Origin of the sequence: Vibrio sp. vnigr-6D03 (assembly GCF_002835515.1) — a bacterium.
GTDB lineage: Bacteria > Pseudomonadota > Gammaproteobacteria > Enterobacterales > Vibrionaceae > Vibrio > Vibrio penaeicida.
Map to the genome: position 1 here is coordinate 145,514 of NZ_PIZL01000012.1, position 17,513 is coordinate 163,026.

General features: G+C 45.1%; 13 protein-coding genes. 5 read left to right on the forward strand and 8 right to left on the reverse strand.

Features of this window, described 5'->3' with window-relative positions; all coding sequences use genetic code 11:
- Window positions 1-9: 9 nt before the first annotated feature.
- The 8 genes from CW749_RS28375 to CW749_RS08670 form a co-directional block, all read right to left on the reverse strand.
- A complete protein-coding gene (locus tag CW749_RS28375; protein ID WP_237322379.1) occupies window positions 10-357 on the reverse strand; it encodes an HD domain-containing phosphohydrolase in 348 nt (115 codons plus the stop codon).
- Between the two features lie 6 nt (window positions 358-363).
- The gene (locus CW749_RS08640; protein ID WP_237322381.1) at window positions 364-1,524 is read right to left on the reverse strand and encodes a DUF3369 domain-containing protein; all 1,161 of its coding nucleotides are present in this window, start codon (window positions 1,522-1,524) and stop codon (window positions 364-366) included.
- Window positions 1,525-1,970: 446 nt separating this feature from the next.
- Window positions 1,971-2,771 carry a hypothetical protein gene (locus CW749_RS08645; protein ID WP_145997841.1) on the reverse strand — a complete coding sequence of 267 codons (801 nt, stop codon included), beginning with the start codon at window positions 2,769-2,771 and terminating at the stop codon, window positions 1,971-1,973.
- Window positions 2,768-3,331 carry a DUF1566 domain-containing protein gene (locus CW749_RS08650; RefSeq protein ID WP_101111626.1) on the reverse strand — a complete coding sequence of 188 codons (564 nt, stop codon included), beginning with the start codon at window positions 3,329-3,331 and terminating at the stop codon, window positions 2,768-2,770. The genes CW749_RS08645 and CW749_RS08650 overlap by 4 nt, the downstream gene beginning before the upstream one ends.
- Window positions 3,331-4,872 carry a DUF1566 domain-containing protein gene (locus CW749_RS08655; protein ID WP_101111627.1) on the reverse strand — a complete coding sequence of 514 codons (1,542 nt, stop codon included), beginning with the start codon at window positions 4,870-4,872 and terminating at the stop codon, window positions 3,331-3,333. The genes CW749_RS08650 and CW749_RS08655 overlap by 1 nt, the downstream gene beginning before the upstream one ends.
- Before the next feature lie 9 nt (window positions 4,873-4,881).
- Window positions 4,882-7,140, reverse strand: coding sequence for a proprotein convertase P-domain-containing protein (locus CW749_RS08660; RefSeq protein ID WP_180958360.1), 2,259 nt, complete (start codon window positions 7,138-7,140; stop codon window positions 4,882-4,884).
- 9 nt (window positions 7,141-7,149) lie between these two features.
- Entirely contained in the window at window positions 7,150-9,303 is a 2,154-nt protein-coding gene (locus CW749_RS08665; protein ID WP_101111629.1) for a TonB-dependent hemoglobin/transferrin/lactoferrin family receptor, read from the reverse strand.
- A 3-nt stretch (window positions 9,304-9,306) separates the two neighbouring features.
- Window positions 9,307-11,313 (reverse strand): prolyl oligopeptidase family serine peptidase, encoded by a 2,007-nt coding sequence (locus CW749_RS08670; protein ID WP_101111630.1) that lies wholly within the window; start codon window positions 11,311-11,313, stop codon window positions 9,307-9,309.
- A 556-nt stretch (window positions 11,314-11,869) separates the two neighbouring features.
- Here CW749_RS08670 and CW749_RS08675 point away from each other — a divergent pair.
- The 5 genes from CW749_RS08675 (at window position 11,870) to ugpC (ending at window position 17,512) form a co-directional block, all read left to right on the forward strand.
- Complete coding sequence (locus CW749_RS08675) at window positions 11,870-13,114, forward strand: extracellular solute-binding protein (RefSeq protein WP_101111631.1); 1,245 nt, start codon at window positions 11,870-11,872, stop codon at window positions 13,112-13,114.
- Window positions 13,115-13,273: 159 nt separating this feature from the next.
- Entirely contained in the window at window positions 13,274-14,197 is a 924-nt protein-coding gene (locus CW749_RS08680) for a sugar ABC transporter permease (protein ID WP_237322405.1), read from the forward strand.
- Between the two features lies 1 nt (window position 14,198).
- Window positions 14,199-15,065 carry a carbohydrate ABC transporter permease gene (locus CW749_RS08685; RefSeq protein WP_101111633.1) on the forward strand — a complete coding sequence of 289 codons (867 nt, stop codon included), beginning with the start codon at window positions 14,199-14,201 and terminating at the stop codon, window positions 15,063-15,065.
- A 6-nt stretch (window positions 15,066-15,071) separates the two neighbouring features.
- The gene (locus tag CW749_RS08690) at window positions 15,072-16,421 is read left to right on the forward strand and encodes a GH1 family beta-glucosidase (protein WP_101111634.1); all 1,350 of its coding nucleotides are present in this window, start codon (window positions 15,072-15,074) and stop codon (window positions 16,419-16,421) included.
- Entirely contained in the window at window positions 16,421-17,512 is a 1,092-nt protein-coding gene (gene ugpC, locus CW749_RS08695; RefSeq protein ID WP_101111635.1) for a sn-glycerol-3-phosphate ABC transporter ATP-binding protein UgpC, read from the forward strand. Before CW749_RS08690 ends, ugpC begins: the two co-directional genes overlap by 1 nt.
- Window position 17,513 lies beyond the last annotated feature (1 nt).

Genomic DNA, 17,513 nt, shown 5'->3' on the forward strand with positions numbered 1-17,513 from the left:
AACAGCCTTTCATCTCGGATATTTGTTCATTAGCGAAACGCATTCATCATAAATTCCAATAAAAACGTCACATAACGTTGGATCGAAGTGCTTAGATTTTTCTTGATGAAAATAGTGGGTAATATCGTCTTTTGATTTAGGGTGGGCGGCAGACCGTTCCATCATCATGGATTCGAAAGCAGCCGCGATGGCAATGATTCGTCCCTCAATTGGAATATCACTCCCTTTCAATCCGGAGGGATATCCTGAACCGTCCCATTTTTCGTGGTGCGTTGAAGCAATGACAGAAGCGGTTTGCAGCACTTCAAGATGAGAACCCGATAAGATTTCTTCGCCTATAGACGTATGAGATTTCATTACTTCTCATTCTTCATCCGTCAACGTATCGGACTTAAAGAGAACCTCATCAGGGATGGCAATAGTACCGGTATGGTACAGAGGTATAGCTGTTTTGATTCTATGGGCGTGTTCTTCTGTTAAGCCGGAGTGAAGTGCCAAAATATAAGACACCAAAGAAAGCCGTTGTATGTGATTTTTGGGGTCTTTGCAGCGGTCGGCAATCACTTCGCCAAACCGGTAAGCAGCCTCTCTTTGTGTCGCTATCATTTCCTCTAATAAAAAGAATTTATCGTACGCTATTGACGCACTTCTAATTAATATTTCTATTAGCTCTCTATGGATCTCGATATTATGTCGCGGCAAGTTGATTGAAATAATGCCTAGCGAATTTCGAACACCCAACGGTATGACGAACTGAGAAGGTGAAACCTCTACTATTTGACCATTGAATTGGAAACTGTCCACATCCCGGTTATCCAAATAGCGAGTAAGTGGATCACCAATTTCAGCACTCTTTTTATCCGTAGATGAAACTACCGTCCACTCTCCACTAACAGGAGACGCGCAAAATCCAAAGCCGTTAGCGCTCTCCAACCTAAGGACAGAAACCAGCTGTGAAAGTATGCCTTCCAGCCATGTTTCAGCAGTGTTTTCTTCAAAAACATTTGATGTTAAATTTGATATAACTTTTAACGCTTTCTCTGAATGTTCAATCGTCAGGATATCGTTGTAGGAGCGTACAGCAGAAAAAACCGTTGTCGTTAGGCGAGTCGAACTTAGCTCCGTCTTATTTTTATAATCGTTAATATCGTAGTTATGGATTACTGACTCTTCCGGCGCATCGCCTGGTTGCCCAGTTCTTAGAATAATACGGCTATGCCTATTCCCAAGATCCTCACGCACCCATTTAGCAAGATCCAACCCTGCCTGCCTGGTTTCCATGACAACATCAAGCAGCAGCACAGCAAAGTTCTCATTATCCAATAATTGCTCTTTCGCCTCCTTAGCGGAGTAGGCGTGAGAGAACCTGAATTTATGATCTAAAAACTCACTGTCGTTAAAAACCATTTTAGTCACATCATGGATATCCTGTTCATCATCAACAACAAGAATGTCCCAATAGTCTGTATTGCTGGGTTGTTCTACAACTTCAGGTTGGGCAAAACAATAATTATCATCACTCATAACAGCCACAAGGTTAAATTTTGTATGAAAACCAACATAATTCCACGTTAAACATATTATTCTTATTATTTATTAACTTATTATCTAGGTTTAGAATAAGACCGACCAAAGTTCAACACAGAGAACTGTATTAGAGATAATTAATTGAGCCTTTCAGACTAATGTGGTGAGCTTAATAGAGTAGGAAGATCTCGAAAGATTTGTTCTTAAAGGCATTGCTAGGGTCTGTTGACCTTTCGAGCTAATTTTTGCCGCAATTTGTGGGGGATTTACACAAGGCAGCGCTTGTTCGGTATAGTCGCTCTACATCGATATCACCCTTTTCGTAGCGAATCCTTTTTCATTTATCAGAAACAAAAAAGCCAGCCTTTGAAACAAAGACTGGCTTTTTATTATTGTGAAGAACTTAGGCATTTCCTAATAGTTGAACCAATGAAATTTAGTTATCAGTGTTTCCCACAGTAGCTTTTGTGACACTGAGAGCAAGTAGCCTGAACTACTTTACTTGCTGACCCCCCGGCAACCATACCAACAATTGTTCCCATTCCACCAGGAATCGCTAACAAAGCACCAAAAACTGAAGATACTCCTCCTTCAATAGCTCCCCTGACAATATTTCCAAAACAAGGATTGTCAGGGTCCCAAGCATTAATTGCACCAGCTCCAGCACCACCGATACCCACAGCGACGACTATTGGAAGGGCAGCCCTTTGAGCCTGCTGAAACCCGGGGGTTGGACTATCGAAAAAAACTTGACTATCGTAGCTCATTTCACGAACACTAAACTTACTCACATATTTAATCCTCGATCCTCGAAGAGTATTTATAACACTACGGTAATAACCTTTGGTTTCATTAGCTGTAGCATAAGTGGAGACAACCAACTTATCACCTACAAAATATACGTGACTATTTAATCTAGACAGAAGGTTTAAAGACGGAATAGCACGTGGCTTTAAGCTAAGTCTACTGCTTGCATCCACTTCATAGATTTTACTAGGATCCCTTGGGTTATGGATATATAGAGGGCTTGATGTCAGATTAACAATGTGCCCGTAGCTTCCGAGAAGACAATATTCATAACCCGCTACGATCATGTTGTTGCTATCATTCCAATTTCGTTTAAGTCTATTACACAGCTTTTCAGTGACCAATCCACTTGAAGCCAATGATGGTGCAGATACAGTGGCTGGTAAAAAAACAAACAGAAACTTAGCAAAGCACAACATTAAGGTTAATTGCTTCATTGATCTGTAACCAGCAATGCACCGTAATTACCACCAGTCTTATTAGGTAACTGGGTTAAAACATCTCCAAACCGCGCATCCATCACTAGCGCAGCATCACCGGAACCTGCCGCTGTTGAACTCCATAAAGATGAAGTAGTCGAGAAACTATCTGTAGGCATGAAGTTTGGGAAAGCCTTTGTATTCAAAGCAGGTTTAATGCAACTTTTTTCAATTAGGGAAAATAGCTCTTTGGCGTTTGGTAATCTCCAGTCTTCGTAGCCAGCAAACTTGTGCAACTTGTGAAGTGGTTTTGAGTTAATGTCAGCAACTTCATTCAAAATTGTTTGCCATTGAGTTCCAAGGTTTTCTCCTAAACATGAACCACTTGCATTGTTCCATGTTTTACCAAGTGGACAACGCATCCATACCAGTCCTGTTTTCAGATCTTTCACCGTGCCATTGTCTTCAGCGACAAAACGAGAATTTGGTGCTGATTTAGTAATATCTGCAGCACATATTTGAGCCATCGCTCCAGACGAAGTTAAAGTGAGCAACATGGTTAGCATAAACTTTTTCATTACTTGGTCTCCTTAGTCGCTACTAAACGAGCTGGAAAAGAATAAGACTCAGTTTCCCATTCAAGCTGTGCGTATTCATTGGTCCAGATTTCGTATTGTGCTGATTGACCACGCGTCAATGTAACTGCACCGCTACCTAAATCAGATGGATCTGTTCCATTGAGGTGAACGGCATAAAAATACAGCTTACCTTTGGCCTCAGAGTAAAAGTTTCCATGAAGGAAGTGATCCGTCCAAACAATACCTTTGTTTATGTATGGATAATCATCTTCAGTACCGATCGTTTGGTTTGGGAAATACTTCAGTGAAAGCCCAGCAATTGAACCATCTGGTAGTTTACCTTCTTCACCAAAATCTACGATATCGTAAAGCTCATGACCCGTTGGCAAGCGCCATGTCGATAGTCCACAAATTTTTTGTTTGTTTATCTCATCCACATACTGCTGTGTGGTACAAATACCATCGCCAGAAGCCTGACAATTTACTAAAGACACATCATAAGAATGTGGTTTAAACCTGTCTTTGATTTCCAAAGCAAACAGGCGATCTAAGTGCTGGATAGAGGAAGTATCATTAGATTTCACTTCCCAAATCAATCCGGTGCGTTCATCGGATACGCATGACCATTCAGTGGCGTCATCTGCCAGCTCGTTGCCCTGAGCATCGAGCTTTTTGAATTTAAAACCGTTGCCAGTGTTAGCCTGCTTATCCGTGACATCAAGACCATACATAGCATCCTGACCTGGGTAATCCGACGGGCTCTCGGTCTGGTTTTCAGTGTTTGAAGCGTCCGAGAAGAACTTAGTCAGACCCGTATCATTCAATGGCTGTAACGTGAATTTGGCTTTTGACAGTTCAGTTACTGCTTTAGCCAGCTCTTCAGCCGATGCGTTGGCTTCCGTCAACGCTTTATAGTCTGCTAGCGAAAGCCCAGCGGATGCCAGAACGCTGGAACGGTTCTCATCACCTGCTGCTTGAGACAGTTTTACTACATTCGCTTCAAGTATGCTTAGATCGTTGGCGTTCAGGTTATCCAGCAAAGAACCTGAAAGAGTGATGTTTGCACGCTTAATTTCGGTTTCTACCTGAGAAACTGCCTGAGTCAGTGTTAAACCATTATCCATTGCACCCGAGATCAGCGTCGTGATGCCATTGATAACATTGTCGCTTTTCAATCGACGATTCGGCGCAGCCAAAACAGTCTGGCTTCCCGCTGAGGCAGGGCTAACAATGCTTAATGCAGAAGCTTGCGCCACACCTGTGTCCATCACCGCCAAAATGGGAAAATCATAAATACTCAGGCTGGTACTGGTGATGGTAAAAGCGCCGTTGCGTGCAGTTGTGCTCGCCTCAGATGCATCACAACGGTAGTTTTGGTTTGCATCCACACATACTTTTGCGCTTGCCGGAACATTGGCTGTCGTAATGTTGCCAGATAAGTCATAAGTCGGAAGGCTGGTTGAGCTGGCAGAATCGCCGCCCGAACCACCACAACCAGCGAGCAGGAGAGCTGCCGAAAGCAGGGTCAGTTTTGTTTTCATAATGAACTCTTAGTAGTACTTGCGGTTCCGAAGCCAGGCTCCGGTAAATAGAATGAGCAAACTTAGCCAGGCAATGGACGCCCCGCCTGAAGATTGCGTCGTCGACGGCTTTTTATTGTTATCTGTCGTCGTATTCTCACATTGATATCCACTCAGTTCGCTGACACCCCATTTCAATAAGGTGCCTGTGTCCTGGTGTGCAAAGTCGGTGATTTCCAGTCGCCAGATGCCATACATACTGGTTCCTTTCAGGGCATCTAATTCCTTTGAGTTGCCCGCAGCAAAATAGCGTTTGAACGTATTGCCACTGCTGTATTCATGCGGCTTAATTCGGATAACAACGTTATCTGGGCTGGTTAGCTTGAGTTCTAGGTCGGTAAGCTTTGCGTGCTCCAACTCGAAATAAATCCCAAGATTGTCTGAAATGGATTTTTGAGCGTATACATCATAGCTGAACGACTTAACGCCCAAATTATTGTTCTGGTCCGCATCAGGAATGGATGCGTTGACTGAAGTGACTGGAGTGACAAAGTTCGGCTGTCCGTAAATAAGCTGCTCTGTATGCTGCCAGTGGCGAACAGACTGGTTGCTCGTAACCTGATATTGAATGTCTAATGTCAAATCAAAAGGCTTGGCACAAACACCATTCGACAGACCTGAAATATGAACCTTCTGGAGAACCGAACTGGTATCAGAAAAGCCGACCTCTTTCGCCAAATCGGTACGGGCTACACCATCGATACTGCTTAGTGATAAGGTACGCTGGATCTGCAGATCAATGCCATGCTCAGGATCGATAAATTTGGGCGTATTGACCACACGAAATGGCTCTTTAATCAGCCCGTGAATATCAAAATTCGCTTTTAGGATCTGAGCGTATTCCTTGCCCGAATACAGTTTGTTGGCAACAAAAATCATGCTTTCTGCCAGATCGTGCATTTTCATACCGCGACCTAAACCATACATGGATTGCAGCACAATGGTGTCAAACTCCGAGAAAGCGACCTGTCCGTATTTGGCGACCGATTGTTTCAGTGACTGGAACAAAGGCGTTGACCAAAGCTCGTCGCCCAGCTCTCCGCCCACATATTCGTGTGGTCGGTATTCACTTCTTTCAAAGTAGCGAGCACGCTGATTCCACAGGCTTCGGGTATTTTTCTTGAAGCCAAATAATCCATCCCAGTTAGCAAAGGTATCCAGCTCAAAAGATTCACCCTGAGCATACTGAATACGATAGCTGTAAGAACCTGCCCAGTAGTCGCCAAAACCTTCTCCGATAGCACCTGTATGACCATAGCCCCAGTCCGGCACAATCTGATAGTGGATCCCGTGCCCCAGCTCATGGATAACCACATCGGCATCGAGTGCATCTGGCGAGCCTGTAATGCCGAACATGGCGGCTTTAGGACCGAAGTAATATGTAGAGTTATCTTGCGACAGTCCCCTTCCGTCAAAGCGAACAGGTTCAGAAAACAAGTCAGAACCCAGTGAAGACAAGTATTGCAGCGAATGATCTAGGTGGTAAAACGCCATAACCTGCGCAAATTCTGGCATGTCATAAGTGACTGAACTTAGTGCGGCTTCAGAAGCGAATTCAACAATACCTTCCTGAGCCAGAAACGAGCTGGTCGGGCTGGTTTCCCAAACTCCGGTATCCGCATTTTTCTGTTGCAGCTCCTTCGCGTCCACCTGACGCACACGCTCGTTAGCCAGATACAGCTTGCCACCAGATTCAAGAACAGATACAGGCTTGCTCACGTAACGAATAGAATGCGGGTAGTCTTCCAGGTTTTTCCACAAGGCATCGGGTTGCGGAACCTTATCCATGGTACGAAGATCTGGGTCGAACACATTGACGTTCACAGACTTGATAGAACCGGTTGCCAACTCTGGCGGCTCTAGCGCCTCAAGACGCCTCGGATTTTCTAGTTCAACAGTAGTGGTGGCCAACCCGTTTCGAATCACCGTATCTTCTAAGCTTTTGAAAATACGGGCAACGCGCTGGTCGTTATCCACACTCAGAACGACTGTTCTCTGATGTTTGTATTCACCGCCTACCAGCACATCGAAGTTATAATGCTTACCAAGCTTACTTTCGGTAACGTAACGCAAACGGAATGAACCGACATCAGCATAGCGCTGGCTCACGTAATTTAGTGCTTCGCCATCGCTGGTCACTGTGGCTACATCGCTCGGGTAGTCCCACTCGCCTGCCATTGCAGAAGAGATAGAGGCACAAAGCAGGGTCGGCAACAGGTACTTTTTCATCATGCCTCCCTAGAACTCGTATTTCGCGTTAAGTGTGAAATACCGACCAGGTTCCGTTGAGAAAGAGGTCTGATGCTTACCCAATCCGGCGATGTCCTGATAACGCGTAAATTGATTGTCCAGCAGGTTGATCACGTTAGCACTCAAAGTCAGGTCATCCCAAAGCACGACGCTTGCACCTGCATCCAGTGACTGCCAAGCCTGAGTCTGGTCACACGGCACTTCCACTTGGAGTTGATTGTTGCAGACAGGGGTTCTGGTCATCTCTGCAGCCCAGTTCATTCGAAGGTAACCACTCAACGCATTTTGTTCGTAGTCGAGCTGAACATTGCCTTCCCATGGAGTCAGAGAACGGATGTAATTGCCATCGCCATCTTTTCCATCAACGACGCCTGCTTTGGTCGACACTGCCCATTGTTCATCAATCTGGTATGCCACAGAGAATTCCATCCCCTGCGTAAACACATTTTTCTTGTTTACATACTGGTACAGCGAATTGCCGTTTGGATCCCGACCTATTCGCTTAACATCGATGAAGTTTTTGTATTGGGTGTGGAAAACCGCCGTCGACCAAGACCATTGACCGTCCTGATATTTAGCACCCAGTTCGTAGGAATCGCTGGTCTCTTTTTCCAACTCTAAATTCGGAATAATGTAAAACGGGTCGAATAGGTTAAACAGGTGAGGGACAAAGCCATATACCTTGTCGTAGCTCGGCGCACGATAGCCATGGTTGTAGCTGATATAACCATTCAGAGAAGGCGTGAACTTGTGGGTGACGGACAGACTTGGTGACCATTCTGAACTGCGGGTATTGCTGATTTCGTAGCCACCAATTTCGCTTCTTGTTTCAGGCTCGAGGTGGTGAAAATCAAAGCGTGCGCCAAGATCGAATATCCAGTTGCCATGGGTTGCTCTGTCTTTTATGTACGAACTGAATCTGTGAGTAACCACTCCGGCAAATGGCGACTTATCTTGCTCGTCCAAACCATTTGTGTCGAATGTCTTTCGGCTAACCGGGCGGTTGTACGAACGACGGTCTACTTCTACACCGTAAACGATCTGATGCTGCATATCGGCGAAGTCAGTTAGTTTATTGGCGTCCAGATTGATGCCCATCGCACTGTCGTTAAACTCACGATGATCATCTTCATTGCGGTACTCCGTGATGCCTCTGTTATCACGATATATCGAGTAATTGCGATCGCGCTGCGAAGTGGAATCACGCAGATAGCCCTTGGTATTCAGCTCATCGTAAAATGCATTTGAGACGGTATGCTGTGTCCCAAGTTCAACGCCGATCGTCCGGGTAAAAACTTTGTCGTTGTAGTGGCTAACGTCCCATTTTCCATCCGGCTGAACAATATGCGTGCCTTCATCGCGATTAACACGGTTAAGGTAGTAATTTGCTTTGGCTTTAATAATAAAATCGTCGTGCAGATAATGGTCAACCACCGCATCCAGATTGTAGCCGTCGATATCACGATTATAGAGATCCTGCTTGTAGTTTCGGGTCTCCTCCCCCAACCAGTAGCTGGCGCGAATTAAGGCTTCAGTATCTTGAAAACGAAATGCGGAAAGAGCATAGCTTTTGGTTTTGTTACTGATCTGGGTGTAGGTGGTGCCTACCTCGGAATGGAAATCTTTACCTTGCAAATAGTCCTCTGGCTTCTTGGAAACCAGTACCACAACACCACCAATAGCACCAGAGCCGTGAATGTTGGAGCTCGCCCCTTTCACCACTTCGATTTGCTTTAGGCTGTTGATATCAAAAGTGTCGCGACCTGCACCATCATTGAGATCCAGAGCACCGTAACCGTCCGACATTTTTACGCCATCTTTCACAATGGCAACTCGGTTTCCTGTCATCCCTCGGATTACGATGTTCTGAGACCGACCCGCTCCGCCAGTAACAGAAACACCCGGTTCGGTGTCCAGCGCGTCATAGAGTTCTGTTGCCCCTTCCTTTTCCACCTTGTCCATATCTACTACGGAGATGGATCCCGGTACTTCAAACAGAGGAGTGTCAATTTTGTTTGCCGTTACAACGACGGTTTCGACAAATTCCTGTTCATTTTGATTAGAAACTGTGCCGCTTTCAGCGAAGCAGATATGAGAAAACAACGCAGCCGATACTGCGACAGATAAAGGAGAAAGTTTCATCAATTACTCCGCTGATGAGTGTTGAACAAGTGAAAGGAGAAAAGCGTACTCTTCCGCCTGAAAATTCAGAGCGTGTCGGCGATCCGGTCTGTGACCAGATACGAAATCGGTGCGCAACAAGTAAGAGTGGTCTGCGGTACTCAGCATATTTAGGCGAGCGACATACTTAGCACCTTCCCAAAAAGGTACTCGACGATCCTGATAACCCACGCGCACTAGCACAGGCGGGTAGCTTTGCTTTTTAAGGTTTTGATACGGGTCGAAGTTCAGCATCACTTCACGCTGTTTGGCATCACTTGGGTTACCCCATTCCAAATGCTGTTGATCGCTCAATGGGATAGAGCTGTCGGACATGCTGTTTACAACATCTAAAAATGGCACTTGTAATACCGCGCCTTGATACAGTTCTGGCTTTTGATTGATCGCTGCTGCGACTAACGTACCGCCAGCACTGCCTCCTATTGCGAGAATAGGGCGCTGACCATGCTGGAAAGTTTTCATAAACTGGCTGGCAACATGAAAGTCGTCAATGCCGTTTTGCTTGTTGATGCCTCGACCTGATACATGCCAGTCATTTCCAAGGAAACCGCCACCGCGAACATGCGCGATAGCGTAAATTGCGCCTTGATTTAACAAGCTAACTATTTGAGGCATAAAGTAAGGGCGCATGGCGACACCATAGGCACCGTAACCATACAAAATAACCGGTGATTGCTTGGTTAGCTTGTCCTTGCGATAAGCCAAGGTGACAGGAACACGCACTCCGTCTTGCTTAACCCAAACCTGTTTTGAGACATAATTTTCGGTATCGTGGCTTGGATAGACATCTTGAGAAAGGGCAGAAACCTGCCCAGTATTCACATCCAATTCCGACCATTTAGGCGGTTGAATCAATGACATGCTGCGCAAACGAATTCGATTACTGCCATAGTCGCCATTTCTCTTCACCCAAGTGACAGCACCATTCTCATTCAATGAGTTCTGCCACACGGTTTTTCCATCTCTTACAGCCGTTAGCTTGCGGTTTTGATGAGCCACCGTCGAAACGACTAACGCAGATTCGAAAAGATAAAAATTATCGATGGATTCATTTTCAGTAGGTTGGAACGCAAGGCTAAGTTCAGAAATGTCGGCTTTAAGGGGCTTTTGCCAAATAGCAAATTCTCCTTGATGGTTAGAATTCACAAACAACTGCTTGTTGGCGATATCTGCAAAATACTCCAGCCCATCCTTTCTAGGGAAAATGGTTTTCGACAATGCCCCAGTGTTTAGGTTAAGAAGAAGTTGTTCTACGCTGGATTCATTATTAGATTGAACAATCGCCCAATTGTCATCGCTAGCCGGATAAACAGACACCAGCCACGCTGGATCGGCTTCATTAAATACGGTTATCTTACTTTTTGAATTGAGGTCAAATCGAACCAATTGGTAGGGGCGCTGAGTCGTGTTTTCTTGACCGACTGCATACAGAGAACGATCGTCTCTCGACCACAGCACTGTGGATTCAGAACCACTGGTAACCCATGTTTCTGAACCGGTTTCAAGTTCAATCACCGAAATCTGGTGCTGTCCAGTCCCAGAAACATCTTCCGCCAACGCTATCGCGCTTAAATCGTGGCTTAGCGTCCAATTAGCTAGGCGGTAATAAGCGTGCTTCTCTTGCCGAGCACTGATATCCAATACAACTTCAGCCATCGCGTTTGAGCGATTTTTTCGCAGTAAAACTTGTCGACCATCTTGAACGCTAAGTTTGTACTGCTCCCCTTTTATCACCAACCAAGGTTGAGGGGCCTTTTCGACATCATCACGTTGCCATTTATCGAGTAGCAAGTCCTTAAGCGGCTTTATGTTTGATAAGGTTTTGTCGGTTTTGGTATTTTGTTCAACCAAAAACTGCTTAACGCTCGCGTCGCTTCGGCTGTCATCTCTGAGCCATTGGAACTCATCCTGAGCCTGAACATGAAAGCATGTGAGACTAGTGAATAAAATCAGTGAAGAACGCCAAAGCATGAGCAACCTTAGAAATATAGAGAGAACTTATAAAAGGTCGCGCATGGTGCACCCAAACAATAATGATATCAATTATCATTTACATTGATATTTGACACAAATCACGCATTTAACACCCAAACGCTCATAAAACGACCCAAGGTAAACAATCCTCACGATAGCGAGCTCAACCATTAATCAGGAATAAACTCGAATAATAATTCACAAATTGAATACAAAGCGATGAAAAACCCTCCCGCAAGCCCAAATATCAACTAAAACCCTATTATTTAACAATTTGAAATGTATTTTCATAATTCAAAATAGCAGAGAGTTATTGTGACAATAATCACAATAAAAACACATATCGTTCCATTCATGATTTATTGCTTTTTTTTGATGCCATGAAACAGTTTCATGGCATGTATTGAATTTGCCCAGCCTTTCAATTTTCCTGAAATTCCTATTTCTCCTCTCTAGCCTGATGAGACGAAGTTCACACTATATCGACCAGAGTTTATTGATACTGCCCACGCACTCTGTTGCCTGCACCCAATAAAACCCATAAGGATATGATATGAAAGTGTTTCAAATTGCCGCATGTTGCGCGCTTGCATTAGGCGTCGCTTCCACCGTTCATGCCGAAGAAAACAAAATCCGATTTGATGGTTTCCCCGATTTTGACAGCAGTTTAAAGGTCATATTGCCGGAGTTTACGAAAGAGTCTGGAATCAACGTTGATTACCTGATGAACAATCATGGCGACCACCACACCAAGCTCACTACTAACCTGGCGACCGGATCTGGCGCAGGTGACGTGATCGTTGTCGATGTTGAAAAAATTGGTCCCTTTGTCGCATCAGGCGGCTTAGTTAACCTTTCAAAACAATACGGTGCGGATAAGTATCAAGCGCAATTTGCGCCTTATGCATGGGCGCAAGGCAAAGGAGGCGATGGAAGCATGTACGGCATACCCGTCGATTTGGGACCTGGCGTAATGTATTACCGAACCGACATCTTTGAAAAAGCGGGTATTGATGTAAAAGAAGCCATTAAAGATTGGGATGCTTACATCGCTGCTGGGGTCAAATTAAAGCAACAGAATGTCCAGCTTATTGCGTCAGCTGCAGATGTCGCGCAAGCCATTATTTTCACGACAGTCCCAGAAGGTGAAGGCCTGTATTTTGATAAACAGGGTAATTCCGTTGTCACTTCGCAACGCTTTGTCCACGCGTTTGAAGTAGCGAAAAAGATCCGAGACAACGGATTAGACGCTCGAATCTTAGCTTGGTCGAATGAGTGGTATGAAGGTTTCCGCAAAGGCACATTTGCAACCCAACTTTCTGGCGCTTGGCTTTTGGGTCACCTAAACAATTGGATTGCCCCAGATACCAAAGGGAAATGGGCCGTTTCTCACTTACCTGATGGTATTTATGGCAGCTGGGGTGGGTCTTTCCTCTCTATTCCAAAACAATCTGACCATCCAGATGAAGCGTGGAAGCTGATTGAATACATGACAACAAACCGTGCAGTTCAACTTAAGCACTTTGAAACTATCGCGGCGTTCCCAGCCAACACAACAACCTACGACGATCCTTTGTTCGAACAAGAAGTTGAATTCTTAGGTGGGCAGAAAGCGCGATTACTGTTTGCAGATGTGGCGAAAAATATAAAACCCGTACAGCCGAGTAAAGGCGATCACGTTGCCCGAGCCATCATTCTAGAAAATGCATTAATGGAAGTGCTCGATGAAGGCAAAGACATCGAAACTGCGCTCAAAGAAGCAGAGCGTCTTATAAAACGCAGAACACGTAACCTGTAATAAAAGTTACTGGAATTGAGAACGTAACTTGAATCTAAGACATCACTTGGATTTAAGGCGTCACTCAGATTTGAAGCAATACGGAGCCAGCAGGATATGGATACTGCAAACAGTAAAGCAACCGAAATTCCAACGAATACACAGGAAAAGCGCTTTCAGATGAATGCGCTAACACCTTATGGATTTTTGTTGCCATTCATAATTATTTTTTCCGTTTTCGGTGTCTTTCCCCTGCTGTTTTCGGTCTACCTGTCATTTCATGCGTGGAACCCTGTTGAAGGGTTAGCCGCAATGAAATATGTGGGAGTGGAGAACTACGAAATTGCGCTCACCGACCCTTGGTTATGGCGTTCGCTTAAGAATACCCTGTGGTTGGCCATCACGTCAGGCGTAGCTCAGCACTTAGTCGCCATACCTGTCGCTTATATTTTGGTTTCATTAAGCGATCGGCTTAGGCATTGGCTCACATCGGCTTATTTTTTGCCGTTCATTACATCGACTGTCGCGGCGTCTCTTATCTTTTTCAACATGTATTCCCCTAACAGCGGAATCATCAACCAAACGCTCATCATGCTATCCGACAGCACGTTATTTGGGTGGGCATTTAGCTGGGTAAACGACTATCAGCCCATACGATGGCTCGACGATTCAACCATGGTAAAACCCGCAATCGCAATCATGGTATTTTGGAAATACACCGGTTTTAACATCGTCCTCTACACTACTGGCTTAATGACCATTCCAAAAGACATTTTAGAAGCCGCCAGAATGGATGGAGCCAACGCGTTTCGTCGGTTTTGGAGTATCTCACTTCCAATGATTCGACCGTTTGTGTTCTTTGCTGTCACCATGACCATCATCGGTAACCTACAGTTGTTTGAAGAACCATTCGTGTTGACAAGGGGGACAGGGGGAACCGGTCAATCTGCGTTAACCATCTCTATGTACTTATACAAAGTCGGCTGGGAATGGCTAGAGATGGGGACGGCTTCCGCTATTTCATGGCTGCTCTTTGCGCTTATCGCCTTTTTCACCTGCATTCAATTTTTCTTCTTCGGGAAGAAAGGATTAGGGGAACAATAATATGAATCATTCTATCGCCCCTCAAAACACACGTGTGACGGAAGTCATCGTTAAGGTCGCACTGGTTGCTCTGGCAAGTGTATTAATCATCTCCGCCTTGATGACTGTATTTCCATTTATTTGGTCTGCACTGCTTTCAACTCGTGATCGAACGGAAATATTCGGTTCAGGCATCAGCTTTGCCATTGGTGATAGCCTCGCGATTAATTACGCCAAGTTGCTTGAAATCATGCCTTTTTGGCAAGCGATGTTTAACTCCATTTACGTGGCCTTTTTGGGTACCACAATTTCGCTTTTGTTTTGCTCGATGGGAGGGTATGCCTTCGCGGTATATCAATTCAGAGGGAAAAATGTCCTATTTGGTATGTTGGTTGGATCCATGATGATACCGCCAGTTTTGAGCCTAATCCCCTATTTCATGATCGTGAAGTTTTTAGGGCTTATCGATAACCATATGGCAGTGTGGTTACCCTTTACGACAACGCCGTTTGGCATATTCCTAATGCGCCAACATGTGGTTGCCTCTATCCCAAAAGAATTGCTCGAAGCAGCCAAGCTAGACGGTGCTGGAGAATTTCGCACGTACTGGAGTGTGGTTCTTCCTCTTATGAAACCGGCACTCGCCACATTAGCCATCGTTCAATTTGTGTTTTTCTGGAACAGTTTTATGAACCCACTCGTGGTACTCACTTCGCCAGAAAACTATGTCATTACTCAAGCATTACGCAGCGTACAAGGTATTCCAAACACACCTTGGGGAGCCGTCATGCTTGGCACCACAATTTCCATTCTTCCTTTGGTAACAGCCTACCTATTTGCTTCGCGGCAAATGATAAGCGGCTTAACCTCTGGAGCCGTAAAAGGATAACGTTTTATGAACAAATACCAGCTTCCACACGACTCATCCATGCTCTCAAAAGACTTTGTATTTGGGGTCGCGACCTCTTCTTACCAAATCGAAGGAGGAGTCACAGCAGACGGTCGATGCCCTTCCATTTGGGATACGTTCTGCCTTCGACCGAATACTGTCGATAATAACGACAATGGCGATATTGCTTGTGATCATTACCATTTATGGAAACAAGACATCACCATGATCAAAGAGCTGGGCGTCGATGCCTACAGATTCTCGATAGCGTGGCCACGTATTGTCGACAAAGACGGCATCGTAAACACCGCTGGCTTGGCATTTTATGAACGTATTATTGATGAATGCCGCCAGCAAGGGCTCAAAGTTTACGTCACCTTATACCATTGGGATTTACCTCAGTATTTGGAAGATCGTGGTGGTTGGCTGAACCGCGAAACGGCCTACAAATTTGCCGAATACGCCAATATTGTTAGCCAATACTTCGGAAATAAAATTGATTGTTATACCACGCTGAACGAACCCTTTGTGTCCGCTTTTCTTGGCTATCGCTGGGGCATTCACGCACCTGGGATAAAGGGAGAGAAAGAAGGTTTTCAGGCATCGCATCACCTTCTGCTAGCACATGGTTTAGCGATGCCACTTCTGCGTCAAAATGCACCGGCTTCGAAACACGGCATTGTGCTCAATGTGACTCCTGCTTATCCAGAAACTAAAGCGGATGAAAATGCCGCAAAATACGAAGATGCAGAAAGCTGCCATTGGTTTATGGAGCCCATCTTGCACGGCAACTACCCTGATTTGGTACTGGAGAAACAAAAGGAAAATCTGCCCGTTATTTTGGAAAAAGACCTGCAAATAATCAGTGCACCCATCGATTATCTGGGCATCAATTTTTATACCCGTTCCGTAGTGCGATACGGTTCCAACCGTCAGATTCAAAGCGTCAGCCAAAACGACGCCGAGCACACCCATATTGGTTGGGAAGTTTACCCTCAAGCACTGACTGATGTGCTTCTGCGTATCCATGATTACTACAAGGAGCTGCCACCAATATTTATTACTGAAAATGGCGCAGCAGTGAACGACAAACTCGTGGATGGAGAAGTCCACGACGAGCAGCGTGTCCGTTACTTTCAAGCTCACCTCAATGCGGTAGACAAAGCGATTAAATCAGGCGTTAAAGTAAGTGGTTACTTTGCATGGAGCCTAATGGACAACTTTGAGTGGGCATTTGGGTATCAACAAAGGTTCGGCTTGGTCTATGTCGATTATGCCACGCAAAAGCGCACTCTAAAACACAGTGCCATTGCGTATCGAAACATGTTGGAAGACCGCTCTAAAGGAGGCAACTAATGGCCAAAGTTGAATTTAAAAATTTGAAAAAATCCTACGGTGACGTGGCGGTTGTAAAACAGTTTGATTTCACGGTAGACGACGGCGAGTTTGTGGTTTTTCTCGGACCATCAGGCTGCGGGAAATCGACGACTTTAAGGATGTTAGCGGGGCTGGAATCGATATCTTCAGGGGAAATCTACGTAGGCGACAAATTGATGAATTCTGTCGATGCCAAAGACCGAGATCTGGCGATGGTGTTTCAGAGTTACGCCCTTTATCCACATATGACGGTTTATGAAAACATCGCCTTTGCGCTTAAATTGAAAGGCATGTCTAAAAGTGACATCGACACAGAAGTTCGAAAGGCCGCTGAAATGTTGGAATTGGCACCACTTTTAGATCGAAAACCAAAGGCATTATCTGGCGGGCAAAGGCAGCGCGTTGCAATGGGACGAGCCATGGTTCGAACCCCAAAAGTCTTTTTGTTTGATGAACCTCTATCCAATCTAGACGCAAAACTTCGCGGAACCATGCGTGAAGAGATAAAGCACCTGCATAGAGAATTAAAGACCACGACCATTTACGTTACCCACGACCAAATCGAAGCCATGACGCTGGCCGACAGAATAGTGATTCTAAAAGACGGTTATGTTGCACAGGTCGGAACGCCAACAGACGTATTCCAGCGTCCTGCCAACAAGTTTGTCGCGCAGTTTATTGGTAATCCTTCAATGAATATGCTGGATGCACAGCAGGTACAACACGAAGGCAACTGGAGTATTAGATTGGGATCGCTTCTTATCCCTATGCCTGAACGCTTCATTGCAAAAGCCAGAAATGAAGCCTCTGTACATTTTGGTATTCGCCCCACCGATCTCTATTTGCGCGCCGAGCAAATAAGTCATTCACGCTACTACCCTTTACCGATTAAAGTCATCGATAAAGAGCTACTTGGTGCGAGCATATTAGTGAAAGGCATGTTGGATGGACAATCGCTCACAATTGAAACTCAAGCGGCAGAAGTTGACGTTGACATCTTATCAGTATACTTAGATATGGATGCTATCCACCTTTTTGATATTGAAAGTGAACAGTCGTTGGCTGACTGAG

Bases quoted from the DNA above. Each gene is read 5' to 3' on its own strand.
- CW749_RS08645 (WP_145997841.1), bottom strand. From the start codon at position 2,771: ATGAAGCAATTAACCTTAATGTTGTGCTTTGCTAAGTTTCTGTTTGTT.
- CW749_RS08655 (WP_101111627.1), bottom strand. From the start codon at position 4,872: ATGAAAACAAAACTGACCCTGCTTTCGGCAGCTCTCCTGCTCGCTGGT.
- CW749_RS08660 (WP_180958360.1), bottom strand. From the start codon at position 7,140: ATGAAAAAGTACCTGTTGCCGACCCTGCTTTGTGCCTCTATCTCTTCT.
- CW749_RS08650 (WP_101111626.1), bottom strand. From the start codon at position 3,331: ATGAAAAAGTTTATGCTAACCATGTTGCTCACTTTAACTTCGTCTGGA.
- CW749_RS08640 (WP_237322381.1), bottom strand. From the start codon at position 1,524: ATGAGTGATGATAATTATTGTTTTGCCCAACCTGAAGTTGTAGAACAA.
- CW749_RS08685 (WP_101111633.1), top strand. From the start codon at position 14,199: ATGAATCATTCTATCGCCCCTCAAAACACACGTGTGACGGAAGTCATC.
- CW749_RS08670 (WP_101111630.1), bottom strand. From the start codon at position 11,313: ATGCTTTGGCGTTCTTCACTGATTTTATTCACTAGTCTCACATGCTTT.
- CW749_RS08690 (WP_101111634.1), top strand. From the start codon at position 15,072: ATGAACAAATACCAGCTTCCACACGACTCATCCATGCTCTCAAAAGAC.
- ugpC (WP_101111635.1), top strand. From the start codon at position 16,421: ATGGCCAAAGTTGAATTTAAAAATTTGAAAAAATCCTACGGTGACGTG.
- CW749_RS08665 (WP_101111629.1), bottom strand. From the start codon at position 9,303: ATGAAACTTTCTCCTTTATCTGTCGCAGTATCGGCTGCGTTGTTTTCT.
- CW749_RS28375 (WP_237322379.1), bottom strand. From the start codon at position 357: ATGAAATCTCATACGTCTATAGGCGAAGAAATCTTATCGGGTTCTCAT.
- CW749_RS08680 (WP_237322405.1), top strand. From the start codon at position 13,274: ATGAATGCGCTAACACCTTATGGATTTTTGTTGCCATTCATAATTATT.
- CW749_RS08675 (WP_101111631.1), top strand. From the start codon at position 11,870: ATGAAAGTGTTTCAAATTGCCGCATGTTGCGCGCTTGCATTAGGCGTC.